Genomic DNA, 26,076 nt, shown 5'->3' with positions numbered 1-26,076 from the left:
TCACCATGGCTCCCAGCACCCCCGACCCCCGCGCCCGCCGCCTGCTGCTGGTCGTCGACGCGCCGTCGCTGCTGCACCGCAATCACCACGCGCGCGCCCACACCGGGCTGCGTGACCGGCAGGGCCGTCCGATCTGGGCGCTGCAGGGGATGCTGCGCCAGATCCTGGAGTCGATCGACACGATGGCGCCCGACGCGATCGTCTTCGGCCTCGACGACCGGACCGGGTCGGTGCGGCGTGACGCCTACCCCGACTACAAGGCCGGGCGCGCGCAGAAGGACCCCGAGCTCGTCGACCAGCTCGACCGCGCCGGTGCGCTGCTCGACGCCCTCGGGCTGGCCACCGTGACCCCGCCCGGGCTGGAGGCCGACGACGTCAACGCCTCCGGCGCCACGTGGGCCGAGCGCAACGGGTGGAACTGCGTGATCATCACCTCCGACCGTGACGCCTTCGCCCACATCAGCGCGCACACGCGGGTGCTCCGGCTCATCGACGGCGGGATCCACGGGTCCCCGATGCTCAACCCCGCGCGCCTCTTCGACATGTACGCCGTCCGCCCGGCCAACTACCTCGCCTTCGCCGCCCTGCGCGGCGACTCCAGCGACAACCTGCCCGGCGTGCAGGGCATCGGGGAGAAGACCGCCGCGATCCTCCTGGACGTCGCCGGTTCGATGGACGCCGCGTGGGCCGACATCGACCACAACGACGGCCGGGCGCTGCTCGAGGCCCTCGACGACTGGGCCGCCGAGACCGGCGGTCGCCGCGTCGGCGCCACCGTCGTACGCCGCCTCCGGGCCGAGGGCGCGCGGGAGCGCTACGACTTCAACGTGCGGATGATGTCGGGCCGCGACGACCTCGACCTCGGGCTGACCCCCGACGTGCCGGGCTCCCGAGGGTTGCTGCCGCTCGACCTGGACCGGGTGACCCGGGTGGTCGGCTTCCTCGACAACGACTTCACCACCGACTTCGCCGTACGCGTCCTGACCGGCCGGCCGGCGTCGGGCTGACCGCCACTCCCGCGACCGTCAGTCGCCGCCTCCGCCGTCGCCGCCGTCCCCACCACCGTCGGAGGTGACGACGGGGATCGCCGAGTTCATCGTGGGCACCGCCCTGGAGACGGCGTCACCGGCCTCGACCTCGGCCGAGATCTCCTTGATGCGCTGCTCGAGGTCGCGGCGACCGAGCGTGCCCTTCTCCTGCGCCAGGACCTTGGGGGCCACACCCAGGGCCTGGAGGATCGCCAGCAGGGTCGCGTCCTCGGTGCGCGGGGTGCTGCCCGCCAGGGCGGCGCGCAGGTGCTCGCGCACGCGGCGCTCGGGCCCCGGGTCGAGCACCGGGTACTTCGCCGGCACCAGTCCGAGCACCCTCTTCTCCTCCGTGCGGACGATCCCGTCGGCGGTCAGGGCGGCTGCCACCTGCTGCTCGACGGCGACCTGACGGTCGGCGACCAGCGAGGAGAGCTTCTTCCCCTCACCGGCCTCGAGGCGCGCCATCGCGGCATCCAGTGCCGGGTGGCCCACGGGCCCCGGTCGCAGCACCGACACGCGCGGGTCTCTGTCATCGCTGAGCGTCACGTGCCCGGCGAGCGCGAGATCGGTGATGGCGGCCGCCGCGATGCCGTAACCGCGCTGGGCCGACCAGGCCTCGGGCGTGCCGTCGTCGCGGCGCAGGAGGAGGAAGAGCTCTTCGGCGATCAACATGCCTGCCACGCTAGGCGGCATCCTGCCCCGCCGGATCCGTCTCCGGATGGAGCTCCACCTCCATCGTCCGGACCACCACGTCGGCTGCGAGACGGGTGGGCGCCTAGCTGCCGGACACCACGATCGGCAGGATGACCGCGGTCATCATGGCGGTGTTCATCGCCGCAACCGCCTTGCCCACCGCGTCGCCGGTCGCGACGTCGCCGGACGCCTCCTCGATGCGCTGGGCGAGCTCCTTCTTGACCAGGACGCCCTTCTCGTCCTCCAGCACCTTCGGGGCGATGCCGAGTCCCTGGAGGATGGCGAGCAGCGCGGCGTCGCCCGTCGAGGGGGTGCCGCCGAGGAGCACCGTGCGCAGCCGTTCGCGCACGCGCCGCTCGGGCTCGGGGTCGACGACCGGGTAGGCCTCGGGCACCAGCCCCAGGACGCGCTTCTCCTCGATCCTGATCACGCCCGCCGCTCGCAGCGCCTCGGCAAGCTCGGCCTCGCGGGCCAGCTTGCCGTCCGTCACGAGGGAGGACAGCTTCTTGCCGTCGCGCGCCTCGAGACGGGTCATCGCGGCGTCGAGCGCGGGGTGCCCGACCGGACCTGCTCGCAGGACCGACATGCGCGGGTCCTTGTCGTCGCTGAGCGTGACGCGCCCGGCGACGACGAGGTCGGTGAGCAACGCCGCGGCGAAGCCGTAGCCGCGGTGGGCCATGGCGCTCTCCGGCTTGCCGTCGTCGCGTCGCAGGAGGAGGAAGAGCTCTTCGGCGATCAACATGCCTGCCACGCTAGGCGGCGTCCTGGCCCACCGGATCCGTCGTCTGGTGGAGATCGATCCTCATCATCCGGGCGGTCAGGTCCACCGCAGGACCGAGGAGGAAGATCACCGCGAGCGTGCCCGCGCCGACGGTGGCACCCAGCAGCCAGCCGCCGATCGCTCCCCCGCCCTGGACGATGCTGTAGGTCCACCTGAACGCCACCGGCGGGTCCCAGGCCAGGGCCGCGGCCTCGGCGGGTCCGGCGCCGGTGTGGCTGCCGAGGTAGAGCGCGATGCCGATCGCGAGCACCGGGAAGGCGGCCGCCAGCAGCACGATCCGCCAGACCAGCGCGTCGGGCGTCGTCATCAACCCGAGGGCCACGTCGACCACCACCCCGACCAGGACGACCTGCACGACCGTGCCGATGCCCGGGATGACCTTGCGCAGCATCGCCATCGTCACGAAGACCGCACCCACGACGAGGTTGACGATCCAGAAGGCCACGCCGCTCGTGAGCGTGAGGCCGTTGACGAGGGTGGAGTAGCCGTCCGAACCCAGGTCCGCGGCCAGCAGCATCGCCACTCCCGTCCCGAGCACGACGCAGCCGATCAGGAGCATCGCCGTACGGCGCGGGCTGGGGATCACGCGCGCCAGCATGTCAGGCAGCCCGCACCGACCCGTCGTCGAGGCCGGTCGTCGCGACCGTCAGGATGGCCCGCGTGAACGCCTCCCCCGCCCCGTCCGGTCGACCGAGGTCCCGGTGAGGCACGTACGTCGTCGCAGGCCTCGTCGCCTGGGTCCTCCTGAGCCTCGGCGGGCTCGCTGTGTTCGTCGCCTCGCTCAACACGGAATCCGACATCGAGCAGGCGCTCAACGACAAGTACGCCGCCGACATCACCTTCGAGAGCTACCGCCGGAAGCACGAGGTCACCGTCGACGGCCGCGAGAGCCGGTGCCGGGTGGAGGGAGACATCGGCAACCTGGACGACGTCCGCCTGGTCTGCACGCCGCCCGAGGAACCGCCGCCGCTGCGCAAGACCCGTCTTCGCCGGTCGAGTAGCCCAGCGCCCGCTCGCTGGTCGAGTAGCCCGCGAGGGACGAGCGGGCGTATCGAGACCCTTCCCCGTCGCCGGTGACACCATGTCGCCATGGACGACCGGGCTGCCGTCATCAACGCCGCCGAGGCACGGGCCGCTGCTCTCGCCCGCGGCGATGCCGGCGAGCTGCTCGCCCTGCTCCACCCGGACTTCCACTGGACGACCCACACGGGCCAGATATTCGACCGGGCTGAGTACGTGGCGCGCAACACCGGAGGCACGACCGTGTGGCGGTCCCAGTCCCTCGTGGACCCCCACGTCGTGGTCGTCGGCGACACCGCCGTGCTGCACGCGGAAGTGGCCGACGTGGTGCTGGCTGCTGACGGCGAGCCCGAGACCTTCCGGATGCCGATGACCCAGGTCTGGGTGCGAAACGCCGGCGGATGGCTGTGCCTCGCCGGCCATGCCGGCCCACGCCCCGATGGCTGACCACGTCTCGCCGACGGATGGGCTCGCGGGCATGCCTGTGGCCCCGCCTCCTCGTGTGTGGCGGGGTGTGGGGCGGGGTCATCTTCGCGGTGACGGGATCCGGGGTGGACCGGGGTCGAGTGGGTCGGGTGGGTCGAGCGCGGTGGTGCCGTCACGGTCGCGGCGGTAACTGTGACCATGAGGCGAGGTCCACTCGAACACTCCGGGCGCGACCATGTCGTAGCGCCAGGCGGAGTGGGTCTTGAGCCGGTGGTGGAACCGGCACAACGCGCCCAGGTTCTCGGTCTCCGTGGGTCCGGGCTGGGGTCGACCTTCTGCCTCGGCGTCGTGGTCGTACTCGATGACGTGGTCGACGTCGCACCCCCGCGCCGGTCGACCGCAGAACGGGAACACGCAGGTGCGGTCGCGGAGGGCCACGTGCTCCCGGATGCGGTCCGGGATCTCATAACCCGGCGCCGCCTTCTCCTGGTTGAGGTCGATGACCGGCTTGACCGTGACCCTGGTGCGCGAGTCGCCGCACCACGACTTGAGCTGCTCGAGCAGGAGGAGACGCTGGCCTTCCTCGAGACGCCCGGTGGGCCCGAAGACGGTGGTGTCGCCGGCGAGGCTGGCGTCGAAGTGGGCGTGGAGCACGACCGCGCGGGCGGTGGGGAGGTCCGGCCCGGCTTCGGTGGTTGAGGTGCGAGCGGAGCGAGCCTCGACACCAGTGCCGGCGGTCTGGCCCCGGTGGACGAGGTCGAGCGCGGTCTGCGTCCGGGCTAGGTCACCGAGCGCCTTGGCCCGCCGTGCGTCGAGAGACTCCTGCGAACCGAGGGCCTTCTGAAGGGCGGCGCCGTGAGCGAGGGCCTGGTGGAGGTCGAGGCCGTCCGCGAGGTCGACCTCGGCCTCGAGCCGCACAGTCCCAGCGAAGTGCACGTCCTCGTCGTGGATCGTCACGTGGCGCGGGTCGACGTGCAGGTACCCGTCCTCGGGATCAGCCGCAGGATCCAACTCGGCGAGGTCGAACCGCTTGATCGTCTCCGCCACGAGGCGGTCCAGCTGCGCGGGGCCGATCTTGCCGGCGACGGCGGCGACCTGCGCGTCCACGAACCGCGCCGCCTCAACAGTGAGGGCCGGGGTGGAGTGGATCGTGGCTTCGGCGACCGCACGGGCCCGCCACGCCGGCACCCGCCCGGCGTGGACCTGGGACCAAAGCCGCGGCAGGCGGTGGCGCAGCTCGAGGGCGTGGCCGACGAGCTTCTTCGCCGACACCGAGCTGATGCCGAGGACGGTGCCGAGCTCGGCGACGCAGAACTCCGCGACCAGCGGCGTACCGGGTCCGGCGATGGGCTCCTCGCGCTCGCACCCCGCCACCGTGAACGACGCCGCGCTGTGGATCGACTCGGGCGGGTGGAGGTCGGCCCAGCGGGCGGCGAGGTCGAGCTGCTCCGCGGCGGCAGCGTCTTCAACGCTGCGGGCCGAGCGGATCGAGGCGAGCAGGGCTGCGGGGCCGAGGGCGTCTGCCCCGGCTTCTCCTCCTGCTTCCGCCGCCTCGATCATGCGTTCGACTCTAGGGGAACGGTCCGACAACGGCGTCGAGCCGGCGGCGTCCTGTGGAGGGGTCTCGATACGCCTCCGCTCGTCCCTCGCTCGGCTACTCGACCACCGGGGAAGGAGGCTCGGCCCATCGAACAGCGCGGGTGCAATGCACCGCCGAGAGGCGTACAACAGAGCCCTCAGCACCAAGGCAGACGTCAGGAGCACCATGGGCACCGAGACACCCGATCACCCGGCACGACGCGTCTACGTCGACATGGTCGGCGACCTGTTCCACGCAGGTCACGTCGCGCTGCTGCGGGAGGCACGCAACCACGGGGACCACCTCGTCGTCGGCGTCCTCGGCGACGAGACGACCGCCGCCTACAAGCGCCTGCCCGTCATGACCCTGGCCGAGCGGGTGGCCGTCATCGAGTCGTGCCGGTACGTCGACGAGGTGGTCGCGGACGCACCCTTCGTGGTCGACGAGCGCTTCCTCGACGAGCACGCGATCACGACCGTCGTGCATGGCGACGACCTCGACCTCGACGGCGCAGCGTCCATCTACGGTCCTGCTGTCGAGCGCGGGACGCTGGTCCTCGTCGAGCGCACCGGCGACCTCTCCACCACGCAGGTGATCCAGCGCGTCCTCGAGCGGTCGAGTGAGGGATCCCGTGGCTGAGATCTGGCGTCCGACCCACATGCGCCTCGCCCCGCACGCCTTCCTGGCTGCTGCCGCCCTCGGCGGTTGTGTCGACTCCGGAACCACCAGCCGAACGGCGAGCGACCCCTCAGCCGATGAGTCCGTCGCAACTGCGCCACCCCTTGAACCTCGTTGGGACGGCACGATGACCGTCACTCCAGCCACGGCCGCACCGGGCGAGAGCGTTGCGCTCCGCTTCGGGTCCGAGCGTGTCCGCGGGGTCGCGTTCACATTGTCACGCTGGACGGGCAAGGACTGGGTCGTAAACCAATACCTGACGTCTGACTGGGGCGAGCCCGGCACCCACGAACCCACGTGGTGGCGTGCCGACGACACCGAGCGGAGGGGCTGGCCCGACGTCGGGGTGGTCGGTACCGGGCCCGACAACGTCGTCGTACCCGACGACGCCCCCACCGGCGACCACCTGCTCTGCACTGCGAACTCGCTCGACAGGGCCTGCGTGATCCTGCAGGTCGAGTGAGGTGAACACCGGGTGAGACCTGCGCCAACAGCAGCCGGGCCACCTTCCGCGGTGTCGGCGGTCCGTCGTAGGTTGGCCGGACCCCCTCGGAAGGTACTCGCATGCGTCCTCGGCCCACGTCCCCCCGCACCCACGTCGCCCTTGCCGGCGCGGCCGCCCTCGCGGTCGCCGGGCTCGCGGCCCCGCTGCTGACCGCCCCTGCCAACGCGGGCGCAGGCACGGACTCAGGCCGGAACGCGAAGCCCGCCGACGTGCGCTTCGCGACCTTCAACGCCTCGCTCAACCGGCTCGCCGAGGGTGATCTGGTGCGCGACCTCTCCACGCCCGGCAACACCCAGGCGGCGGCCGTCGCGGAGACGATCCAGCGCACGGACCCCGACGTGCTGCTGATCAACGAGTTCGACTACGTCGAGGGCGGCCGCGCCGCGGAGCTGTTCCGCGACAACTACCTCGAGGTCGGGCACAACGGCGCCGCCCCGGTCGACTATCCCTACTACTACGTCGCTCCCGTCAACACGGGCGTCCCGAGCGGGCTCGACCTCGACAACAGCGGCACGGTCGGTGGCGGCAACGACGCCTTCGGCTTCGGCACCTTCCCCGGCCAGTACGGCATGGTCGTCTACTCCAAGCACCCGATCGCCACCGACGACGTGCGCACCTTCCAGGACTTCCTCTGGAAGGACATGCCGGGTGCCGTCCTGCCTGACGACCCGGCCACGCCCGAGCCCGCGGACTGGTACTCCCCCGCCGAGCTCGACGCCGTACGCCTGTCGTCGAAGTCGCACTGGGACGTGCCGATCCGCGTCGGCGGGCGCACCGTCCACTTCCTCGTCTCCCACCCGACGCCGCCCACCTTCGACGGCGCCGAGGACCGCAACGGCACCCGCAACCACGACGAGATCCGGCTGTGGGCCGACTACGTCAGCGACCGCGCCGACTACCTCTACGACGACGAGGGCACCTACGGCGGGCTGCCGCGCGGCAGCCGCTTCGTGATCGCCGGCGACCAGAACGCCGACCCCTTCGACGGCGACTCCTTCGACGACGCGATCCTCCAGCTGCTCGACCACCCGCGGGTCCGCGACCCGCACCCCTCCTCGGCCGGGGCGGTCGAGGCGGCCGCCCGCGACGCCGCCGCCAACCTCGGTCACACCGGCCCGGCCGCACAGGACACTGCGGACTTCGCCGACGCGCTGCCCAACGGCCCCGGCAACCTCCGCGCCGACTACGTCCTGCCCGACCGCTCCACCAAGGTGCGTGACGCAGGGGTGTTCTGGCCCGAGTCGGACGACCCGCTGTTCCGCCTCGTCGGCACCTTCCCCTTCCCCGCCAGCGACCACCGCCTGGTCTGGGTGGACGTGCGGCCCAACGGAGCACGCGGGCGCTGAGCACACGTCCTCCGAGAAGAAGGCGACTTCGCGGAGGGGTCGGGTGACGTTCACCCGTCGTCCACCCGCCGGCCCTCCGTACGGCGACACGGACGGTGAGAGTCGGGGGGTCCGCCCACCCCTCCTCTCGGAAGTCCCCCCATGACTCCTCCCCAGAGCCGCACCCTGCTCCCGATGGTCGGCCGCACGCACGGCAACCGCAGCCCCGTCACCTGCCACCTCCGCTGCGGCGACGCCTGCTCGGTCCCTGCCCCGAACACCACTGAGACGTCGTACTTCCGCGACATCGCTGCCACCGCGCTCAGCCGTCGCTCGGTCGTCGCGACCGGCGTCGCGGCCGCGGCCCTCACGGCTGTGACCGTGACGCCGACCGCCGCCTCCCCGGGAGCCGGCAGCACGGCTTCCGGCCGGCCCCGCAAGCTCCCCTTCACGCCCATCGACCCGCCCGCGAGGACGCTTGACGCGATGCGGGTGCCCGTCGGCTACCGCTGGGACGCGATCATCCGCTGGGGCGATCCGATCATTCCGGGCGCCCCCGCCTTCGACCCGGCGAACCAGTCGGCCGAGGCCCAGGCCAAGCAGTTCGGCTACAACAACGACTACCTCGACATCATCGAGACCGGTCGTTCCGGCACCAGTGCACTGCTCGTGTGCAACCACGAGTACACCAACGAGAACATCATGTTCCCGCTCGGCACGCCTGCAGAGACGGTCATCCGCACCGCGATGGCCGCACACGGGATGTCGGTCGTCGAGCTGACCCGCCGCAAGCGCGGCGACGTGTGGTCCTACGTCCCGGGAGCCCGGCTCAACCGCCGCATCACCATGGACACCCCCTTCGCCGTCGACGGTCCCGCCGCCGGGTCCGACCTGCTGAAGACCAAGGCCGACCCGACCGGCCGCACGGTCCTCGGCACGCTCAACAACTGCGCCGGCGGCACCACGCCGTGGGGCACGGTCCTGTCGGGCGAGGAGAACTTCAACCAGTACTTCAAGGCGACCGGTGGCGCCTCGACCACGCCGGAGGGCCGCTACGGCCTGGGCGCGAACGGCGACGCACGCAACTGGCGCTCGGTCGACCCGCGATGGGACGCCACCACCGCCGACTACAAGAACGAGCCGAACCGGTTCGGCTGGATCATCGAGGTGGACGCGAGCGACCCCACCTCGACGCCGGTCAAGCACACGGCGATGGGTCGCTTCAAGCACGAGGGCGCCACCGTCATCGTCAACGCCGACGGGCACGTCGTGGCCTACATGGGAGACGACGAGCGCTTCGACTACGTCTACCGGTTCATCTCCCGCGACAAGATGCGCCCCGGCAACAGCCCGAAGGCCCGCAAGCACAACTTGTCGCTGATGAGCGAGGGCGACCTGTCGGTGGCGCGCTTCACCGGCGACGGCCTCGGCGACGGAGTCAGCGACGGCACGGGCGAGTGGATCCCGCTCACCAAGGACGGCCAGTCGATGGTCCCGGGGTTCTCCGTCGAGCAGGTGCTCGTCTACACGCGGCTCGCGGCCGACGCCGTGCAGCCCACCAAGATGGACCGTCCCGAGGACGTCGAGCCCAGCCTGCACACCGGGCGGATCTACGTCGCGTGCACCAACAACACGGCACGCACCGCGGTGGACGAGGCCAACCCGCGTCCCGCCAACAAGGACGGCCACGTCGTCGAGATGGTCCCGACCAACGGCGACCACACGCTCGACACGTTCAGCTGGAACCTGATCCTGATCTGCGGGGACGCGGCGTCGGCCGGGCGCTACTTCGGCGGCTGGACCGGGCCCGTCTCCCCGATCTCCTGCCCCGACAACGTCGCCTTCGACAGCGTCGGCAACCTGTGGGTCTCCACCGACGGCCAGCCCGCTGCCATCGCGCTCAACGACGGCCTCTTCAAGGTGCCCGTCGACGGCCCGGAGCGCGGCCGGGTGCAGCAGTTCCTCGCCGTGCCGGCGGGAGCAGAGACCTGCGGTCCGGTCATCCGTGACCTCGAGGGTTCGGTGTTCGTCGCCGTCCAGCACCCCGGCGAGGACGGCACCTTCGCCGCCCCGCAGTCGCGATTCCCCGACTACGTGCCGGCCGGCTCGCCCGCCGGTGCGGGGTCGTTCGCCGGTCCGCGCCCGAGCGTGGTCCAGGTGACGCGCGCCTGAGGAGCCCTACGATCGACCCGTGCCGCGACCCGTCCCCACCACCGTCGCGGTCGCGGCCGGGTCGACGGCGCTCCTCGCGCTGGCGGTCGCGCAGGGCTGGCTCGGTCCCGACGTCGGGCGGGGCGCCAACTTCTGCGAGCGGGCACGACCCGGTGCGATCGCCCAACCGGCCAACACGCTGTCCAACATCGGCTTCGTCGTCGCCGGGCTCCTCGTCGCCCACCACGCCCAGCACCGTCGACATCACGGGCCCCACGCCCGGCCGGTGATGTCGGCGGGCGTCGCGACGCTCTTCGCGTGCATCGTCGTGCTGCTGGGACCGGGCTCCGCAGCGATGCACGCCACGCAGAGCGCGTGGGGCGGCCACCTCGACATGCTGAGCATGTACCTCGTCGCCGGCTTCGCCGCTGCCTGGGCCTGGGCCCGGTGGACCCGGCGCGGGACCGGCGGCTTCGTGGCGGCGTACGTCGCCTGCGTGGCCGCGTGCGAGCTCATCGGGCTGTGGCCCGACCCGGTCCCGGTCGTCAACTACTCCGGCAACCTCGCCTTCGGCGTGCTGCTCCTCGGCGCCGTGTTGCTGGAGACCGCGCTGTGGCGCCGCGGCGAGACCAGCCGCGTCTTCCGCCACGGCGTCGTGGCGGTGGCCTCGATGGTCGTCGCGTTCACGATCTGGCTGCTCAGCAACAACGGCTGGTGCGACCCGGACTCGCTGCTGCAGGGTCACGCCGCGTGGCACCTGCTCTGCGCGGTCGCGGCGTACTGGCTCTACCGGCTCCACGCCTCCGAGCTGCGCGCCACCTGACGCACCACCCGGCGCGCGGACGTCGGCTCAGGCGTTGCCGTCGACGAAGCGCCCGTCCGGGGTGACCGGGTTGTCCTCGTTGATGGCGGCGACCGCCTCGGTGAGCTCGGCCTCGGCCAGCGGGCGGCGGTGGTCGAGGTGCACCCCGGCGATCATGCAGCGCACGGAGCCACCGGCGAGCTCGATGGTGGGGATGTCGACCGCCACGATCTCGCACGACTCTTCGATCGCGGCGACCTGGTCGGGACGGAGCGAGCGCTTGGCCCGCGCCGACATCGCCATCACGTAGCGGCGCTTGCCGTCCGGCGTACGCCCGCACAGCTCCACGGCGTTGCCGGCGAACTCGCGGATCTGCTCCTCCGTCAGCTCGACGATGGTGCGGCCGGTGACGGCGAGCCGCTCGCGCACCTGCTGGCGGCGGTGCTCGTCGGGGATCATGTCGAGCGCGAAGAGGGCGACGTGCGTGCCGACGCAGGCGATCACGTTGGTGTGGTAGACCGGCACGCCGTCGGAGTCGACCGCGTCGAAGGCCATCGGCTCGTAGTTGAAGTCGGTGCAGAAGCGCTCCAGCACCGCGACGTCGGCGCGGTAGCTGCGGGCGGCGTAGGCGACGCGGGAGACGTGGTCGAGCACCATCGCGCCGGTGCCCTCGAGGAAGATGCCGTCCGGCTCGAGGCCGGAGTAGTCGACGATCGCCTGGACGCGGTACTCCGACTTGAGCATCTCCAGCACGTCGCTGCGACGCTCGTGGCGGCGGTTCGAGGCGTACATCGGGTAGACCGCGACGGTCCCGCCGGCGTGCGTGGACAGCCAGTTGTTGGGGAAGACGCTGTCGGGGCGGGTGTGGTCGTCGTCGTCGAAGACGTGGACCCGTACGCCGACCGCGCGCAGGGCCTCGGCGAGGGCGTCCATCTCGGCCAGCGCGCCTGCGGAGGTCGCCTCCTCGGTCTGGCCGGCCGGGGCGTCGGCCTGGAAGGCGTTGTCGGCCGCGGTCGCCGGGTTGGGGACGAACCTGGTCGCGCGGATCAGGATGACAGCGGAAGGGGCCTGGGCACTCACGGGAGGAATCTAGGGCACACGGCGCCGCGCGTCAGAACCCGCGGGACCCGCCACCGCCGCCGCCACGGGAGCCGCCGCCACCGCCGAAGCTGCGCGAGCCTCCGCCGCCGCTGCTGCGGGACCCGCCTCCGCCCCCGAAGCCGCCTCCGCCCCCGCCGAAGCCACCGCCGCCGCTCGAGCTGCGACGGCGTGCTGCCTCCGCGCGGCGGGCGGCCTCCCGACGCTGCTCGGCGTCACGACGGTCCTGACGGGCGCGCGCGGCGGCCGCGTTGGCGGTGTCCTTCGCGCTCTCGGCGCCGGCCGTGATGGCTGCCAGGGACCCGGTCTCGGACTCGGCGAGGCCGAGCTGCTCCCTCGCGTCGTCGAGCAGCTCGCGAGCGGCGCCGGAGACGTCCCCGTGGACGACCTGGTCGCGGGCCGCGGCGATCGCGGACGCTGCGGCGTCGAGCGCGCGCTGGGAGGCCTCGTGGTCGGCGATGGCCTTGTCCACCACGGCGCGGGCGCGGGTCAGGCCCGCCTCGGCCTCCTCCAGCTGGGCGTCGAGGCGCAGCCACGCCGGCTTCGCGAGCCCGGCCGCGTCACCAACCCCGACCGCTGCCGAGCGGAACCCCGACACGTCGGGGACCTCCGCCAGGAAGGTCATCGCCGCCGGGTGGGTGCTGACCTGACCCTGGATCGCGTCGGCCTCCACGACGGCCCGCTCGACGCGCTGGGGTACGTCGACCGCGAGCGCCCGCAGCTGCTCCACCCGCAGCGCAGGGTGTGCGGCGCCCACCGCGACGGCGTCCGCGGAGTCCTGCGCCGCGGTGAGCTCCTCGCGCGCCCGGGCGAACTGCTGGTCGGCCATCGAGGTGTGCTGCTCGATGGTCCGCAGGGCCCCGTCGAGCGCCTTGCGCGCCGCGGACGCCTCGTCGACCGTGGCGCGCACGCCCTCGACGCAGCTGGGGTCCTGGTCGCGCTCGAGGGCCTCGGTGGTGACGTAGGCGTCGGCGATCGCGGCGTCGAGCTCGGTCGTACGGGTGTGGAGCGCCGCGGTGTCGCGCAGCAGCGCCGCCCGGAAGTCGGCGAGCTCGCTGAGCCACGTGCGGTGGGAGGCGAGGTCGGCCTGCGCCCGCTCGAGGACCGCAGCGGCGTCGCCGTGGCGCTGCTCCCCGGCAAGCGCGGCAGCATCGGTGGCGGCCTGCTGGGCGGCGGCGGGGGCGGCGTCGTTGTCGGTCGTGCGGTAGCCCTCGACCTGCCGCGAGGCGAGGAGCGCGGTGACCTCGGCGGCCCCCGTCCGCAGCGCCTCGATCCGCGCCGGGAGCTCCTCGCGGAGCGTGTCGTAGGCCGAGAGCCGCTGCTCGATGACAGCCATGGCGGCTTGCGCGTCGCGCAGCTCGCGGGTGGCGGCCTCGACCTCGTGGCCGGCCTGCGCGGCTTCCTCGGTGTCCATCTCCGCCACGGCGGCCTCGGTGTGCACCTCGGAGAGGCGCAGGTAGGTCGCGGTCGCAGCGTCCCGCGTGGCCACGGCGTCGGCGTGGGCGGTCCGGATCCCGTCGGCGACCGAGTCGCTGACCGGCGGCAGCGCCCCGACCCGTGCGTCGATCAGCTCGTTGCTCTCGTCGAGCTCGAACCACGCCTGCGCCATCGCGGACACCCCGTGGGCGAGCGAGGCGCGGGCGGCGGCCCGGGCCTTGAGCCGTCGTCGCAGCCGGACCGCGCCGTAGCCACCGCCCCCGACGGCGGCCAGGCCCACCGGAACGCCCAGGAGCCACGGGGACGGGGCCGACCCGCCACCGTCGGAGGAGAAGTCGTCGGAGAAGTCGTCGATCTCCGGGACGTACGGCTCGGGGCCGCGCGTCGGGTTCGAGGCGGCGTACGCCTCTGCGTAGCCCCGCAGGCCCTCGACCATCCCGTCGGTCCACTGGCCGTTGCCGAAGGCCGGCCCCATGGCGCCCAGCTCGACGTCGTCGCGCGAGGAGTCGAAGCGGTCGAAGGCCCAGCCGTCGTAGTGCGTGCCCAGCTCACGGCCGCCGGTCGAGACGCCGAGCACCAGCAGCGAGCGCCGTCCCCCGCCGGTGAAGCCCCATCCCGCGCATTGCGCGCGGGCGTCGACGAGGGCGTCGTAGAGGGTGCCGCCGCCGGGGGTCTGCTCCCAGGCGATCACCTTCACCGTCACCCGATCGTCGTACGAGGACCTGGCCGCGCGCGAGACGGCCCGGTCGTCCAGCACGTCGGCCCCGTCGAACACAACACCGCTGTCGCACAGCTCACCGGCGGCGTGGGCCGGCGTCGTCACGGCGAGGGCCGTCCCGCACGCCAGCAGCGCCAGCGCGGCGCCCCGTCGTACGCAACTGCCCAGGGTCGTCCCTGCCTCTGCCCGCATGGCGATCCTCCCGCGCTCGGCTACGTGCCGGGGCGACTCTCCCCGACTGCCGCGGCCATCAAACCAGCCACCTCGACCGGGTCGCGGGTGATCGCGGATTCGTAGCAGGTCAGCTCGGTCTCGACCCAGCCCGGGACGTCGGCCGCCCGCCACAGCCCGCACGGCACGATGCCGCGCTCCTCGGCGAAGGCGACGACGCGCTCGTTGACCTCGTCGGGCGTGCCGGGGGCGTAGGCCAGGAAGGTCGCGATGTGCGGCTCCTCGGGGAAGGTCGCGAAGCCCTGGTCACGCAGCGCCGCGGCCAGCGCGATCGCCCAGGCGCGGTGGTCGCCGAACCTCGACAGGTCCCGCAGGCCCATCAGCCCGCCGACCGCGGCGGTGGTCATCGAGAAGAGGGTGCCACCCATCCGCTGGCGCCACGAGCGCAGCTCGCCGGCGAGGTCCTCCGGGCACACCACCAGCGCGCCGCTCGAGGCGCCCAGGCCCTTGTAGAGCGAGACGTAGACCGAGTCGAAGAGGTCGCCCACCTCGGCCAGGGTGCGGTCCCAGTGCGGCACCGACTCCCAGATCCGCGCGCCGTCCGCGTGGAGGGGCACGCCGCGCTCGCGCGCCGCGGTCGACAGGGCGACCAACTCGTCCCACGTCGGCAGCAGGCACCCGGCGTCACGCAGCGGCAGCTCGACCATCGCCGCACCGAGGCGGCCGCCGACCCGCGCGAGCGACTCTGCGGTGGGCGTCTCACGTCCGGTGGTGAGCCACTCGAGCTCCAGGCCGAGCACCCGGCGAGGGCCGTCCTGCTCGTGGTGGACGAGGTGGGAGAGGTCGGGCAGCGCGACGCGGCGCGAACCGGACCGGTCGCACCACGCGCGCAGCGTGGCCTGCTGGGCCATCACGCCGCTGGGGAACATCACCGCGGCGGGCTTGCCGAGCAGCCCGGCGACCTCCGCCTCGAGCTGCGCGACCGCGCCGCGCTCGCCGTAGCGGTCCCACTCGACCCCGTGCTCGTCGGCGTACGCCGCCAGCTCGGCGAACACCGCCGCCGGGGTGGAGGGCGGGCGCCAGAAGATCGTCTCCGCGGTGGCCGAGGCGGCGCGGAACCGGGTCGCGAGGTCGCTCACGACCGTCCGATCAGGACTGGCGCTTGAACCAGTACGTCGTCTCGACGCCGGGGATCACCTGCACCAGCTCCCAGCCGTTGACGCCGAGGGAGGTCAGCAGGTCCTCCCACGACTCGGTGTCGGCGACGAGCGCCTCGGGGTCGGCGTTGTAGCCACCGACCTCCACGTTGCCCTGGTCGTCGACAGTGATCTCGAGGTGCGCCCATGAAGCCATGCCACGATCCTGCCATGTCGCGGCACGGTCCGGTCACCCGCACTCAGCGCCAGCAGGCTGCCCAGGAGCCGCGGTCGGCCTTCCGGGCCCGCCGCTCGGCCGCCCGGTAGTCCCCTGCGCGCTGCAGCGGGTCGTCGCGGAAGATGTAGACCTGCGCGCGACCGGACCTCAGCTGCGCGAGACCGAGGTCGTCACCGGACGAGTGCACGTAGCGCAGCAACCTGCCGTAGCGGTCGCGATTGCCCTGGGTCGGGTCCGACACGAGCACGACCTCCGAGCCCACGGGGGCGAGTCGAGCCATCGCCGCGGTCGCCTCCTGGCCACCACACTCGAGCTGGGGATAGACCTCCGGGGTGTCGATGCCGAGGATGCGAACGTCCTTCTCGCTCCCGTTGGGCAGCCGCACCTCGAGGGTGTCGCCGTCGGTGACACGTACGACGACCGCCCGGTCGCGCTGCGCCTGCTCCGCGCCGAGCAGGTCGGTCACCCGCGCGGGCAACCCAGCGGTTCCCACCATCTTCGGCAGTGCGAGCAGCACTGCTGCGGTGAGGAGGAGCAGGGCGAGGCGGCGCACGGCCCCAGACTGTCACCTGCCGAGGTGCCACTCATGGAGAACGCGGCACTCGTCGGTCTCCCACCACGCGAGCTGGAGCCGGTCGAGCACGACCCGCACCGGCACGACGTCGGCAAGCAGCGCCTCCGTGGACGCGAGGTCGACCCGGTCGGAGGCGGCGTCGACCGTGAGGTGCGGCTGCACGTCCGCGCCGAACTCGCCGGCGTACGGCGGCCACGCGGGGAAGGCCGCGACGAGCCGGGCAGTGAGGTCCCGGAGCCGGTCGTCGGGCTCGGGGAGCAGGTGGATGATGCCGTTGGGGAACTGCGCGAGCTCTGCCAGCTCCACGGCGATCGGCGCGGTCGCCGAGGCCAGGTCGGCGATCGTGGCGAGGGCGGCCTCCGACGGATCGGGGTCGAAGGGGCCGAGCGCGGTGACGTGGGCGTGCCCGAAGCGCGGATCGGTCGACACGAATCCCGCGTCGTAGTGGGCAGTCCGCGCCCGCACCCACTCCTCCAGCGCGTCGACCGGGAGCTGGAGGACGGAGTGGCCGGGCACGGACCCAGACTGGCATCTAGGCTGGCGCCGCCATGGATCAGACACGCATCGCCCCGCCCTCCCCCGACGTCGCCGCCCGTGCGCGAGAGCGGCTCGCCGGTCTCGCCACTCCTGCGGGAGCGCTCGGCCGCATCGGCGAGCTGGGCGCCTGGCTCGCGGCCGTGCAGGGCGAGGTGCCGCCGCGCCCGCTCACCGACGTACGCCTGGTGGTGCTGGCCGGCGACCACGGCGTCGCCGCCCATGGCGTCTCGGCCTACCCCGCCGCGGTCACCGAGGCGATGGTGCGCACGATCGTCGCCGGCCGCGCGGGCGTCTCGGCGCTGGCCCGCGAGCACGGGGTGGCGGTGACCGTCCTCGACATCGCCGTCGACGCCGACCTCTCCGACCTGCCCGCCGAGGTCGGCGCCCGCAAGGTGCGCCGCGGCTCGGGGCCCATCCACCTCACCGACGCACTGACCCGCGCCGAGGCCGAGCGCTCACTCACCGTCGGCGCCGAGGTGGCGCGCGAGCTGGCCGACGATGGTGCGCAGCTGCTGATGACCGGCGATCTCGGGATCGGCAACACCACACCCGCGGCCGCCCTCGTCGCCGCGGTCCTGGGCCTGCCCGCCGACGAGGTCACCGGCCGCGGCACCGGCATCGACGACGACGGCTGGACCCGCAAGCGGGACGTCGTCGCAGCAGCCCTGGCCCGGACCGCGGCACGCACCAGTGACCCGGTCGAGCTGCTCGCCGCCCTCGGCAGCGCCGACCTCGCCGTGACGGTCGGCTTCCTCGTCGAGGCCTCCACGATGGGCGTGCCCGTCGTGCTCGACGGCCTCATGTCGGTCGCGTGCGCGGTCGTCGCCAAGGCGATGGCGCCGGGCGCCGCCGCCTGGTGGGTCGCCGGGCACCGGTCCACCGAGCCCGCCCAGGCCCACGCCCTGAAGTCCCTCGGCCTCGAGCCCCTCCTCGACGTCGGCATGCGCCTCGGCGAAGGATCAGGCGCCGTGGCCGCCCTCCCGATGCTCCGCTCGGGCATCGCGGTGCTGCGCGACGTGGCGCTGCTCTCGGAGATTCTGCCTTCGTGAGCCTGCTGCGTGACGCCTCGCTGCTGGCCGCCGGCACCCTCACCGCCGTACGCGTGCCGCCGCCGTCGCGCGTCGACCGGTCCGTGGCGGGTGTCGCGATGGTGCTCGCGCCGCTGGCCGTGCTTCCCCTCGCGGCCGCGGCCGCTCTGGTCGTGCTGGTCGCCGGCGTGATCGACCTGCCGCCACTCGCCACGGCGTACGCCGTGCTGCTGGTGCTCGCGCTCGGCACCCGTGCCCTCCACTGGGACGGGCTCGCCGACACCGCCGACGGGCTCACCGCGTCCTACTCCCCCGCCCGTTCGCTGGAGGTGATGCGCACCGGGCCGGTCGGGCCGGCGGGCGTCGTCGCGGTCGTGCTCGTCACCGGCCTGCAGGCGGCCGGCCTCAGCGCGGTCGTGCGGCACGAGCAGGCGTGGTGGGTGGTCGCGATCCTCGTCTGCGCGTCACGCTCCAGCCTCGCGCTGGCGTGCGTGCGCGGTGTCCCGGCGGCCCGCGCAGACGGACTCGGCGCGGTCCACATCGGCGCCGTGCCCGTGGTCGCGGCCGTCGGTTCACTCGCCGTGACTGCCGTTGCCGTCGCGCTGGCCGGCGTCGGCCTCGGGGCGCCGTGGCCGTTGCTCGTCGGGGTCGTCGTGCTCGCGGGCGCGGTCGTCGCCCTGCTGCTGCGATGCGTACGCCGCTTGGGCGGGATCACCGGCGACGTGCTGGGCGCGGTGGTCGAGGTGTCGTTCGCGGTGCTGGTGCTGGCTGCTGCGACGGCCTGACCGCGCGTACCGGTCCCGCCGCGGTCGAGCTACATGCGAAGGGTCCGGATGCCCAGAGCGACGGCCACCAGCAGCACACCGATGGACAGGCTCGTGAGCCACGCCCAGTCCGGGATCGAGTCGGCGGGCGCCCAGGCCAGCAGGGCCCCGAGGACGATCAGGGCCAGTCCGCCCCGCAGTGCGCCGACAGGTGCGAACTTCGCTTCCGGAGATGCCATGGCGCCGACCGTACTGGATCAGCCACCCACCGAGATCAGCACCGCCGTCGCGGCGAGGCACGCCACTGCCGCTACTGCGATGGCCGCGTTGCCCAGCGCGTGGCTCCGGGGGACGCCGCGCGCGAGCACGCCCAGAGGAACAGCCACAGCCGCCCCGAGGTAGGTGAAGACGCTGAAGAGGTACGTCAGAGAGCACAGCGCGCTCAGGATCGCGACGACCAGCGCGATCGCACCGAGAGCGGGCGAGTCGAGAGCGGGCCCCTCGCTCTGGTCCCAGTCCGTCGGCGTGGTCGTGTCGTCCGTCACGGGAGTGAGAGTAGGCCCCCGGGCGGGACGCGTGATTCGGAAAGCAGCGTGTCAACGGCGGCTGAAAACTGACCCCCTCGCGGCAAGTGAAAACTGACCCCCTGGTTCTAGTTCTCTTCGTTGACGGCCGCGGGGACGCGGCCGAGTTCTCGGTTCTTCAGCCGGTAGGAGTCGCCCTTCAAGGCGATGACCTCGGCGTGGTGGACGAGCCGGTCGATCATCGCGGCGGCGACGGTGTCGTCGCCGAAGACCTCGCCCCAGCGGGCGAAGTTCTTGTTGGACGTGACGATGAGGCTGGCGCGTTCGTAGCGCGACGAGACGAGCTGGAAGAACAGGTTGGCGGCCTCGGGCTCGAAGGGGATGTAGCCGACCTCGTCGATGACCAGCACGGGATACCTGACGAGTCGGCGGAGCTCGTCTTGTAGTCGACCTGCGTGGTGGGCGTCGGCGAGCCGGTCGACCCACTGGGACGCGGTGGCGAACTGGACTCGGTGCCCGGCCTGACAGGCCCGGATCGCCAATCCGGTGGCCAGGTGGGTCTTCCCGGTGCCGGGCGGACCAAGCAGCACGACGTTCTCCTTGGCGGCGACGAAGTCCAAGGTGCCCAGGTGCGCGATGGTCTCCCGCTTCAGGCCCCGGGCGTGGTCGTAGTCGAAGTCCTCCAGGCTCTTGCGGGCCGGGAACCGCGCGGCGCGGATCCGGCCCTCACCGCCGTGGGACTCCCGCGCGGACACCTCGCGTTGCAGGCAGGCGGCCAGGAACTCCTCATGGGTCCAGGACTCCTCCCGCGCCCGCTCGGCCAGCCGAGCGACCGACTCACGCAGCGTGGGTGCCTTCAACGCCCGGGTCAGGAACTCCAGCTCGCTGGTGACATCACGGCCGGTGCTCCCGGCTGTCTTCGCAGTGGTGCGGGTGGACATCACGACACCTCCTCATCAACGAGCGCGTCGACCGTCTCGTGTGCCGTCTCGTCGACCAGACCGAGGACCTGGTCGTAGGTGGTCAGCGAGCGGATCTCGATCTCCTCACCGGTCACGACGTCGGCGACCGGACGCAGCAGGTCGGCTCGGCCGTGACGCAGCTGCTTGGCAGCGACGGTGTGCTCGAAGTCGGTGATGGTCTGGTGCTGTGCCCACACCCGGGCGTGGTCGGCCACGACCGCGCCCTCACAGGTCACCCACACCCGGTCCAGGTCGGCGTGGATCTCGATCCGCCGTCCGACCACGGCCGGGTGGACCGAGTAGTCGTTGGAGTCGACGCGGACGTAGTGGTCGCGCGGCAGCCGCACGCTCTTGCGCCAGCCAACCTCCGGTGGCACCGGCGGCAACGGCATCATCGCGGGCCGTGTCCGCTGCGATCCGGTCCGCCGGCGAACAGCCCAGCACCCGCATCCGACGTGTGTTGGCCCTGGCCACCCACTCGCCCAGTTGGGTGTTGAAGTCCTCGGGTGAGGTGAATGTCCGCCCGGGCAGGAAGGACCGCTCGAGGTAGTCGTGGAACCGTTCCAGCATTCCCTTTGCTTCGGGGTCAGCCGGCTTGCAGATGTACACGCTGGCGCCGAGCACGCCGCGGAATGCCTGGCACTCGGTGGTCAGCTCGGGTCGTCGGGCGCGCCAACGCCCGACCGCGCCCTCGCCGTCCCACACCAGCGTGCGCGGCACCGCGCCGAGTTGTTGGATCAGATGCCACCAACCCGCGAAGAGGTCCTCGGACTCTCGACGAGGGATCAGCACCGCGCCCGTCCACCGCGAGTAACCCGAGCACATCGTCATCACCGGCAGCCGCTTCGCCGTCCTGGTCTGGCCGTAGCCGACCGGCAGCTCGATGTCGGGGAACCAGAAGTCGAACTGAGCCAGCTCACCCGCCTCATAGGTCGTGCGCGACGCCGGGTCCGGTGGCAGGTACACCGGCCGCAGCTCGCTCACCCGCGAACGCAGCGTCCGGATCGAGTGCTCCCAGCCGATCCGCTCCGCGACAACCGTGGCCGGCATCGTCGGCGTGACCTGCAACAGCTCGCGGATCCGCGGCTCCACCTCGTCGACCAACGACCCTCGCGCCGCCCGCTCGTAGCGCGGCGGACCCTCATCCCGCAACGCCTTGCGCACCGTGTTCTTCGAGATCCCCATCGACCTGGCGATCACCTTGATCGGCACTCCCTCCGCACGATGCAACCGGCGGATCTCAGCCCAGTCCTCCACTGACAACACTCCGTATCCCCCTGCCTCGAGGTTCGAGGACAGGGTCTCGGAGGGGGTCAGTTTTCAGTTGCCGTCCGGGGGTCAGTTTTCACGTGCCGTCGACACAGCGGCGACCGCGCACGTGGGACACGCGCACCTCGACGTGAGCGGATGAGCTGATCGCGGCATATCCGGAGGTCAAGAGGACCCGGCTGCGGCTCCTCCGACGTGGCACGCTGAGCGACATGACGAACCGAGATCCGGAGTTAGGCTCTGAAGAAGTCTTGCAAGACGTTCTTCGGCAGGTGGACATCTACGAGGCCGTCTCCATCGCGGCGAGCGACGCTCACGCCGTCCTCGACGTCATGCTCACTGCTGCAGATCCCGACGCTGCCAACCGAGCGCTCATGGACCGGTATGCCTTCTCGGAAGTACAGGCATGGGCCGTCATCGAACTCCAGTTCCGGCGCATGACTGCGGCAGACCGAACGAAGATCGAACAGCGGCTCGACGAACTCGGTGAACAGGTCAGGGATCTGCAACGGCAACGTGGACGCACCTGAGGGACGCTCCGGCTGCCGGGACATCGGCATGAGCGGAGGAGCTGATCGCGGCAAGAGCGGATGGATCACCAGCCGGTTATCCACGACTCCGAGTGCGACGAGTAGGTCGAGTCGGCTGCGTTGATCCAGTCCCACGAGTCGGTTGTGTGGACCCTGCCCTGGAAACCAGCACCGAAGGTGGCGTCGTGGTCGTGCCGCTGAAGACCTCGACATCGCCGTTCATGATGACGATTTCGTCTCGGGCCGTGGACGACGAAGGAGTCTTGTCCGGCGTTCTCCGACCCGACGCATCTTGATCGCCAACGATTCCGCCATGGTCTGAGCCCGCCACGATCCACTGCACGCTAGCCGGCAGATCCGGAGTGCATATGGTGGGTCTCGGCCATCCCGGCAGGTAAGAGGGAGAGACGGGTTCCACCGCAGGGTGGGAGAAGTGCTGGGAAGTAGACCCCGCCTCCCCGCCCACCGCGAACCTCATCGGGGCGTCGTTGGATGTCCGCGTGGCCGGTCGCTCTCACGGATGACTCCGCTGATGGGGGTGCGAACTTCGGAGGTCGGCCTACGTCCGTCTGTGGAACCTGAGGTCGCCGCTGGGGAGGCGGTCGGTGCGGTAGCCCGTGTCGTGGACCCGGTGGTGATGGTGGCTGCAGAGCAGGATCCCGTTGTCGAGATCGGTGGGACCGTTGTTGCGCCAGGGGTCGAGGTGGTGGGCGTCGCACCACGTGCCGGGGACGTCACAGCCTTCGGCGCGACAGGTGCGGTCGCGGATCAGGAGCGCCTTGCGCTGCGCGGGGGTGAAGAGCCGCTTTGCGCTTCCGAGGTCGACGGGGAGGCCGGTGCCGCCGAGGACGGCGGGCAGGATCTTCGCGGTGCACGCCAGCCGGCGTGCCTGGCTGGCGGTGGTGCGGTCGCCGGTGAGGTCATCGCCCGGCACGAGGCCAGCACCGATGAGGTCAGCAGTCGCGAGCTCGGCCCGCAGCGAGTCGAGCGGGATGGTCACGATGACGGTGGTCGCGTCGCCGCCGTGGACGGGCAGCCGGGTCGGGTCAGCGGTCTCGAGGAACCGGGCGAACGCCTCACCCATGCGCCGCGGGTACGGCAGCCGGGTGAACGGGTCATCGGCCACGCCAGCGTCGTCGGACTCGCTCGCGGGGTCATTGCCGCGCTGCGCGCGGGGGTTCGCGAACGCTTCGAGGTACGTCGCGAGCCGGGTCGCGACGGCGTCCGGCACCAGCGCGGAGAGGCGGGTGGTGCCGTCGCCCTGACGGCGAAGCGTCATCCGCGTCTTGTCCGCGGCGTGAGCTTCGAGGTCGGCCAGCCGGGCGGCCTCCGCGGCCTCCGCGACCTCGGGGGCGACCACGTCGAGGACGCGACGCCCTACCCGCCCGAGCTCCTTCGGCCCGAACTCCGTCGCGCAGGCGACCAAGTGCGCCTCGGCACGGGTCACGGTGTCCATGTCCACTGCTGCAGGAAGCGCGTCGAGGGACCGGCGGATCACGTGCGCCTGAGCCAGCGTCACAGCCCCGTCGCGCATCCCTGCCGCCAGCACCGGTCGCTCCCGGTCTAACGCCCCCGCGAGGGCCAGGTCAGCCCGCGCGTCCGCGAACCGCGTACGCGTCTCGTGCACCAACCAACCCGCGGAGTCCTTCGCACCAGTGGCGTCCGCGAGGTCACCGGCACCGGCCAGGACCCGCAACCGCAGCTCGACCACCTGCGCCTCGGCTGCGACCAGCTCCCTCAGGGCGGCCGCCTTCTCCGAGGTGGACATGAAGGTCGGGTTCGCCCCCGCGACACCCTTCAACAGGCTCCGGATGTCGGAGGCAGCAGCAAGGATCGGGTGGTTCACGGACTGCCTCCTCTCGACGACGACTCGGCTCACGCATATGCATGAGAACCAACTCTCGTCGCTCCTGGAGGCCCGGATCACCGGACTATTACTGACCCTCGCAACTCGCCCCACCAGCTCGGCATCACGACTACCCGGTGACTGTGGAACGTGACGCCGACACTATCCCATCCGAACCACACATAGAACACATGTTCGATCAAAATCCATCCGAGACAGCATCAAGCGAGCGCGCCAGGCTCGGGATCATCACCGCGGCCGCGACGAGGTGGAGCACGACGAGCGTGATGCTCGTCGAGGCAGCCATCCCGACCACCCAGGGCGGGACCAGCGAGATCGCCGTGAGCACCACGGTCGTACGCACGAAGTGACGGCGAGGGAGGGTGCTCCACCTGAGGAGCACTGCGGCGACGACCACCCCCACGAGCGAGAAGACGCCGGTCACGAACGCGATCCCCGACAGCGGAATCGTCTCGCCGTCGGCCGGCACCTCCAGCTCGACGCCGGTGGCAGTGGCCAGCGCAGCCACCGCGGTCGTTGCGACCACCGCCACCAGCGACGCGAGCAGACCGGTGCGCACCAGGCCGAGCAGCCGGCGCCTCACGCCGACCCGCCCGGCAGGCGCTCCGGCAGCCCGAGGCGCGCGAAGTGGTCCCGGTCGAAGATCGTGACCTCGGTGACGCGGCCGCCACTCACCCGAAGCACGTCGATGGTGATCGGGAGGTAGGAACCAGAGGCCTCGTGCCAGATGTAGTAGCCCACCGCGGGCTGGCGGTTGACCGACGTGGCGACGGCACGCAGCCCCGCCATCTCCGGATAGCCACCGGCCACCCAGTCCGCGATGACGGCGTCGCGCCCCACGATGAGTCCCTGCGTCGGCGGCATCGCGAAGCGGACGTCGTCGCGGAGCATGGTGGCGATCGTGTCGATGTCCGCGGCGACGCTGGCGTCGGTGAAGCGGCGTACGAGCTCGCGGTTGGCGACGTCGTCCTCCGCCCCGGTCCACTCCTGGCGCTCGGCGGGCAGGTGCTCCCGCATCCCGGCCCGCGCCCGCTGCAGCGCGCTGTTGACGGAGTTGACGGAGTCGCCGAGCAGGTCCGCCACGTCCTTCGCCGGCCAGCCGAGCACGTCGCGCAGGATCAGCACGGCGCGCGGCCGTGGCGCAAGGTGCTGGACAGCGACGACGTACGCCAGCTCGATGGTCTCCCGCGCGACGGCGAGGGCCTCGGGCTCGTCCGCACCGACGGCGGGCAGCTCGTCGAGCAGGTGGTCGGGGTAGGGCTGGAGCCACCTCACCTCTCCCCCGGTCGCCGGCCTCGGTCGGCGTTTCTCGAGCAGGTCGAGGCAGGTGTTGGTCGCGATCCGGTAGAGCCAGGCGCGGACGGTCGAGCGCCCCTCGAAGGTCTCCCGCCGCCGCCAGGCGCGGAGGAATGCCTCCTGCACCGCGTCCTCGGCGTCCTCGAACGATCCGAGCATCCGGTAGCAGTGCACGTGCAGCTCGCGTCGGTGGCGCTCGGCCACCCCTGCGAACGCCGCCTCGTCCATCGTGTCGAGCCCGCTCACGTCCCGCTCCTCCAGCCGCGTCACCGCAGTCATCGCACCCATCCTCCAGCCTCGCCGTGTCCTGTCACGCGTATGACGGGTGCGGGCCGCGGAACTCATCACCGCTCTGGGAGGATCGTCGCCATGCGGATCCTGGTCACCGGCGGAGTGAGGTCCGGCAAGTCGACGCACGCGGAGGCCCTGATCGGCGACGAGCCCGCGACGTACGTCGCCGCCGGACCGACGCCCGATGTGGAGGCCGACCCCGACTGGACCGCCCGCATCTCCGCCCACCGGGCGCGACGTCCGGGCGCGTGGGACACCCTCGAGACCCAGGACCTCGCCGGTGCGCTGGCGGGAGCCGGTCACCCGGTGCTGATCGACTGCCTCGGCACCTGGCTGACCGCCGTCATCGACGACGCCGGCGCGTGGGAGGACGAGTCCGACCGCGTGCACGACCTCGTGCTGGCGCGCACCGACGAGGTCACTGTGGCGCTGCGCGGGTGCGAGCAGGACGTCGTGCTGGTCACCAACGAGGTCGGCCTCGGCGTGGTGCCCGAGCACCGCTCCGGGCGACTGTTCCGCGACCTGCTCGGAACGGTCAACCAGCGCGTCGCCGCAGCCTGCGACGAGGTGCACCTCGTGGTCGCAGGCAGGGTGCTCCGGCTCTGACGGGAGAGGCCCCCGGTCCGACCTGTTGGTCGGAGCCCGAGG

Annotated in this window: 28 protein-coding genes and 1 pseudogene; 12 read left to right on the top strand and 17 right to left on the bottom strand. The window is 72.1% G+C overall.

The genetic code is table 11. From position 1 onward, the window contains the following. Positions 1-5: 5 nt before the first annotated feature. Positions 6-1,007, top strand: coding sequence for a 5'-3' exonuclease (locus tag IRX98_RS16470; protein ID WP_224278621.1), 1,002 nt, complete (start codon positions 6-8; stop codon positions 1,005-1,007). An 18-nt stretch (positions 1,008-1,025) separates the two neighbouring features. On the opposite strand, the gene IRX98_RS16465 is transcribed toward IRX98_RS16470, so the two are convergent. From IRX98_RS16465 to IRX98_RS16455, 3 genes are all read right to left on the bottom strand, one after another. Beyond that, positions 1,026-1,700: a GOLPH3/VPS74 family protein gene (locus IRX98_RS16465; RefSeq protein ID WP_224278619.1), complete on the bottom strand. Its 675-nt coding sequence runs from the start codon at positions 1,698-1,700 to the stop codon at positions 1,026-1,028. 103 nt (positions 1,701-1,803) lie between these two features. After that, entirely contained in the window at positions 1,804-2,463 is a 660-nt protein-coding gene (locus IRX98_RS16460; RefSeq protein ID WP_224278617.1) for a GOLPH3/VPS74 family protein, read from the bottom strand. A gap of 10 nt (positions 2,464-2,473) precedes the next feature. Beyond that, on the bottom strand, positions 2,474-3,088 hold the full coding sequence (locus IRX98_RS16455) for a DUF6198 family protein (protein WP_224278615.1): 615 nt from the start codon (positions 3,086-3,088) through the stop codon (positions 2,474-2,476). 179 nt (positions 3,089-3,267) lie between these two features. Here IRX98_RS16455 and IRX98_RS16450 point away from each other — a divergent pair, with 179 nt between their 5' ends. Continuing rightward, on the top strand, positions 3,268-3,579 hold the full coding sequence (locus tag IRX98_RS16450) for a hypothetical protein (protein WP_224278613.1): 312 nt from the start codon (positions 3,268-3,270) through the stop codon (positions 3,577-3,579). A 12-nt stretch (positions 3,580-3,591) separates the two neighbouring features. Beyond that, positions 3,592-3,969: a nuclear transport factor 2 family protein gene (locus IRX98_RS16445; protein WP_224278611.1), complete on the top strand. Its 378-nt coding sequence runs from the start codon at positions 3,592-3,594 to the stop codon at positions 3,967-3,969. Between the two features lie 78 nt (positions 3,970-4,047). Here IRX98_RS16445 and IRX98_RS16440 read toward each other — a convergent pair whose 3' ends face one another. Further along, positions 4,048-5,508 carry an HNH endonuclease signature motif containing protein gene (locus tag IRX98_RS16440; RefSeq protein ID WP_224278609.1) on the bottom strand — a complete coding sequence of 487 codons (1,461 nt, stop codon included), beginning with the start codon at positions 5,506-5,508 and terminating at the stop codon, positions 4,048-4,050. 205 nt (positions 5,509-5,713) lie between these two features. Here IRX98_RS16440 and IRX98_RS16435 point away from each other — a divergent pair, with 205 nt between their 5' ends. The 5 genes from IRX98_RS16435 to IRX98_RS16415 all read left to right on the top strand — a co-directional run bounded on the left by IRX98_RS16435 (position 5,714) and on the right by IRX98_RS16415 (position 11,009). Further along, the gene (locus IRX98_RS16435; RefSeq protein WP_224278607.1) at positions 5,714-6,166 is read left to right on the top strand and encodes an adenylyltransferase/cytidyltransferase family protein; all 453 of its coding nucleotides are present in this window, start codon (positions 5,714-5,716) and stop codon (positions 6,164-6,166) included. Between the two features lie 166 nt (positions 6,167-6,332). Then, a complete protein-coding gene (locus tag IRX98_RS16430; protein WP_224278604.1) occupies positions 6,333-6,668 on the top strand; it encodes a hypothetical protein in 336 nt (111 codons plus the stop codon). Between the two features lie 101 nt (positions 6,669-6,769). Continuing rightward, positions 6,770-8,056 (top strand): endonuclease/exonuclease/phosphatase family protein, encoded by a 1,287-nt coding sequence (locus tag IRX98_RS16425; protein WP_224278602.1) that lies wholly within the window; start codon positions 6,770-6,772, stop codon positions 8,054-8,056. Positions 8,057-8,197: 141 nt separating this feature from the next. After that, a complete protein-coding gene (locus IRX98_RS16420; protein WP_224278600.1) occupies positions 8,198-10,207 on the top strand; it encodes a PhoX family protein in 2,010 nt (669 codons plus the stop codon). Between the two features lie 19 nt (positions 10,208-10,226). Then, positions 10,227-11,009, top strand: coding sequence for a ceramidase domain-containing protein (locus tag IRX98_RS16415; protein ID WP_224278598.1), 783 nt, complete (start codon positions 10,227-10,229; stop codon positions 11,007-11,009). 27 nt (positions 11,010-11,036) lie between these two features. On the opposite strand, the gene ctlX is transcribed toward IRX98_RS16415, so the two are convergent. Genes ctlX through IRX98_RS16385 form a run of 6 tightly spaced genes read right to left on the bottom strand, consistent with a single transcriptional unit; the run spans position 11,037 to position 16,876 of the window. Next, on the bottom strand, positions 11,037-12,068 hold the full coding sequence (gene ctlX, locus IRX98_RS16410; protein WP_224278596.1) for a citrulline utilization hydrolase CtlX: 1,032 nt from the start codon (positions 12,066-12,068) through the stop codon (positions 11,037-11,039). Between the two features lie 31 nt (positions 12,069-12,099). Next, the gene (locus IRX98_RS16405; protein ID WP_224278594.1) at positions 12,100-14,433 is read right to left on the bottom strand and encodes a coiled-coil domain-containing protein; all 2,334 of its coding nucleotides are present in this window, start codon (positions 14,431-14,433) and stop codon (positions 12,100-12,102) included. A 20-nt stretch (positions 14,434-14,453) separates the two neighbouring features. Continuing rightward, the gene (locus tag IRX98_RS16400) at positions 14,454-15,551 is read right to left on the bottom strand and encodes a threonine aldolase family protein (RefSeq protein ID WP_224278592.1); all 1,098 of its coding nucleotides are present in this window, start codon (positions 15,549-15,551) and stop codon (positions 14,454-14,456) included. A gap of 10 nt (positions 15,552-15,561) precedes the next feature. Then, positions 15,562-15,765, bottom strand: a complete 204-nt coding sequence (locus IRX98_RS16395; RefSeq protein ID WP_207084917.1) for a hypothetical protein — start codon at positions 15,763-15,765, stop codon at positions 15,562-15,564. 43 nt (positions 15,766-15,808) lie between these two features. After that, positions 15,809-16,339, bottom strand: coding sequence for a thermonuclease family protein (locus tag IRX98_RS16390; RefSeq protein ID WP_224278590.1), 531 nt, complete (start codon positions 16,337-16,339; stop codon positions 15,809-15,811). Between the two features lie 12 nt (positions 16,340-16,351). Further along, the gene (locus IRX98_RS16385) at positions 16,352-16,876 is read right to left on the bottom strand and encodes a 2'-5' RNA ligase family protein (protein WP_224278588.1); all 525 of its coding nucleotides are present in this window, start codon (positions 16,874-16,876) and stop codon (positions 16,352-16,354) included. Positions 16,877-16,908: 32 nt separating this feature from the next. Here IRX98_RS16385 and cobT point away from each other — a divergent pair, with 32 nt between their 5' ends. Together cobT and IRX98_RS16375 are read left to right on the top strand one after the other, a co-directional pair. Next, on the top strand, positions 16,909-17,946 hold the full coding sequence (gene cobT / locus IRX98_RS16380) for a nicotinate-nucleotide--dimethylbenzimidazole phosphoribosyltransferase (protein WP_224278586.1): 1,038 nt from the start codon (positions 16,909-16,911) through the stop codon (positions 17,944-17,946). Next, a complete protein-coding gene (locus IRX98_RS16375) occupies positions 17,943-18,710 on the top strand; it encodes an adenosylcobinamide-GDP ribazoletransferase (protein ID WP_224278584.1) in 768 nt (255 codons plus the stop codon). The genes cobT and IRX98_RS16375 overlap by 4 nt, the downstream gene beginning before the upstream one ends. Positions 18,711-18,739: 29 nt before the next feature. Here the strand turns inward: IRX98_RS16375 and IRX98_RS16370 are convergent, their stop codons facing one another. From IRX98_RS16370 to istA, 4 genes and pseudogenes are all read right to left on the bottom strand, one after another. Continuing rightward, entirely contained in the window at positions 18,740-18,928 is a 189-nt protein-coding gene (locus IRX98_RS16370; RefSeq protein ID WP_224278582.1) for a hypothetical protein, read from the bottom strand. An 18-nt stretch (positions 18,929-18,946) separates the two neighbouring features. Next, positions 18,947-19,234, bottom strand: coding sequence for a hypothetical protein (locus IRX98_RS16365; RefSeq protein ID WP_224278580.1), 288 nt, complete (start codon positions 19,232-19,234; stop codon positions 18,947-18,949). Between the two features lie 107 nt (positions 19,235-19,341). Further along, positions 19,342-20,154 carry an IS21-like element helper ATPase IstB gene (gene istB, locus IRX98_RS16360; RefSeq protein WP_224278578.1) on the bottom strand — a complete coding sequence of 271 codons (813 nt, stop codon included), beginning with the start codon at positions 20,152-20,154 and terminating at the stop codon, positions 19,342-19,344. Continuing rightward, positions 20,154-21,441: pseudogene (gene istA, locus IRX98_RS16355) on the bottom strand (IS21 family transposase). Before istA ends, istB begins: the two are co-directional and overlap by 1 nt. Before the next feature lie 215 nt (positions 21,442-21,656). Here istA and IRX98_RS16350 point away from each other — a divergent pair. Beyond that, on the top strand, positions 21,657-21,974 hold the full coding sequence (locus IRX98_RS16350; protein ID WP_224278576.1) for a DNA gyrase subunit A: 318 nt from the start codon (positions 21,657-21,659) through the stop codon (positions 21,972-21,974). 559 nt (positions 21,975-22,533) lie between these two features. Here IRX98_RS16350 and IRX98_RS16345 read toward each other — a convergent pair. From IRX98_RS16345 to IRX98_RS16335, 3 genes are all read right to left on the bottom strand, one after another. Further along, on the bottom strand, positions 22,534-23,820 hold the full coding sequence (locus tag IRX98_RS16345; protein WP_224278574.1) for an HNH endonuclease signature motif containing protein: 1,287 nt from the start codon (positions 23,818-23,820) through the stop codon (positions 22,534-22,536). A 199-nt stretch (positions 23,821-24,019) separates the two neighbouring features. Then, positions 24,020-24,424, bottom strand: a complete 405-nt coding sequence (locus IRX98_RS16340; RefSeq protein WP_224278572.1) for a DUF6069 family protein — start codon at positions 24,422-24,424, stop codon at positions 24,020-24,022. Further along, positions 24,421-25,416 carry an RNA polymerase subunit sigma-70 gene (locus IRX98_RS16335; protein ID WP_224278570.1) on the bottom strand — a complete coding sequence of 332 codons (996 nt, stop codon included), beginning with the start codon at positions 25,414-25,416 and terminating at the stop codon, positions 24,421-24,423. The genes IRX98_RS16340 and IRX98_RS16335 overlap by 4 nt, the downstream gene beginning before the upstream one ends. Before the next feature lie 90 nt (positions 25,417-25,506). Here IRX98_RS16335 and IRX98_RS16330 point away from each other — a divergent pair, with 90 nt between their 5' ends. Next, positions 25,507-26,034 carry a bifunctional adenosylcobinamide kinase/adenosylcobinamide-phosphate guanylyltransferase gene (locus IRX98_RS16330; protein WP_224278568.1) on the top strand — a complete coding sequence of 176 codons (528 nt, stop codon included), beginning with the start codon at positions 25,507-25,509 and terminating at the stop codon, positions 26,032-26,034. Positions 26,035-26,076: the final 42 nt, after the last annotated feature.

This window comes from Nocardioides lacusdianchii, assembly GCF_020102855.1.
Lineage (GTDB): Bacteria > Actinomycetota > Actinomycetes > Propionibacteriales > Nocardioidaceae > Nocardioides > Nocardioides lacusdianchii.
The sequence above is the reverse complement of the archived record's forward strand: the minus strand, read 5'-3'. Positions and strand labels throughout refer to the sequence as shown.

Coding starts and splice junctions, on each gene's coding strand:
- IRX98_RS16470 (WP_224278621.1), top strand. CDS start 6: ATGGCTCCCAGCACCCCCGACCCCCGCGCCCGCCGCCTGCTGCTGGTC.
- IRX98_RS16465 (WP_224278619.1), bottom strand. CDS start 1,700: ATGTTGATCGCCGAAGAGCTCTTCCTCCTCCTGCGCCGCGACGACGGC.
- IRX98_RS16460 (WP_224278617.1), bottom strand. CDS start 2,463: ATGTTGATCGCCGAAGAGCTCTTCCTCCTCCTGCGACGCGACGACGGC.
- IRX98_RS16445 (WP_224278611.1), top strand. CDS start 3,592: ATGGACGACCGGGCTGCCGTCATCAACGCCGCCGAGGCACGGGCCGCT.
- IRX98_RS16440 (WP_224278609.1), bottom strand. CDS start 5,508: ATGATCGAGGCGGCGGAAGCAGGAGGAGAAGCCGGGGCAGACGCCCTC.
- IRX98_RS16435 (WP_224278607.1), top strand. CDS start 5,714: ATGGGCACCGAGACACCCGATCACCCGGCACGACGCGTCTACGTCGAC.
- IRX98_RS16430 (WP_224278604.1), top strand. CDS start 6,333: ATGACCGTCACTCCAGCCACGGCCGCACCGGGCGAGAGCGTTGCGCTC.
- IRX98_RS16425 (WP_224278602.1), top strand. CDS start 6,770: ATGCGTCCTCGGCCCACGTCCCCCCGCACCCACGTCGCCCTTGCCGGC.
- IRX98_RS16420 (WP_224278600.1), top strand. CDS start 8,198: ATGACTCCTCCCCAGAGCCGCACCCTGCTCCCGATGGTCGGCCGCACG.
- IRX98_RS16405 (WP_224278594.1), bottom strand. CDS start 14,433: ATGCGGGCAGAGGCAGGGACGACCCTGGGCAGTTGCGTACGACGGGGC.
- IRX98_RS16395 (WP_207084917.1), bottom strand. CDS start 15,765: ATGGCTTCATGGGCGCACCTCGAGATCACTGTCGACGACCAGGGCAAC.
- cobT (WP_224278586.1), top strand. CDS start 16,909: ATGGATCAGACACGCATCGCCCCGCCCTCCCCCGACGTCGCCGCCCGT.
- IRX98_RS16370 (WP_224278582.1), bottom strand. CDS start 18,928: ATGGCATCTCCGGAAGCGAAGTTCGCACCTGTCGGCGCACTGCGGGGC.
- istB (WP_224278578.1), bottom strand. CDS start 20,154: ATGTCCACCCGCACCACTGCGAAGACAGCCGGGAGCACCGGCCGTGAT.
- IRX98_RS16350 (WP_224278576.1), top strand. CDS start 21,657: ATGACGAACCGAGATCCGGAGTTAGGCTCTGAAGAAGTCTTGCAAGAC.
- IRX98_RS16335 (WP_224278570.1), bottom strand. CDS start 25,416: ATGACTGCGGTGACGCGGCTGGAGGAGCGGGACGTGAGCGGGCTCGAC.
- IRX98_RS16330 (WP_224278568.1), top strand. CDS start 25,507: ATGCGGATCCTGGTCACCGGCGGAGTGAGGTCCGGCAAGTCGACGCAC.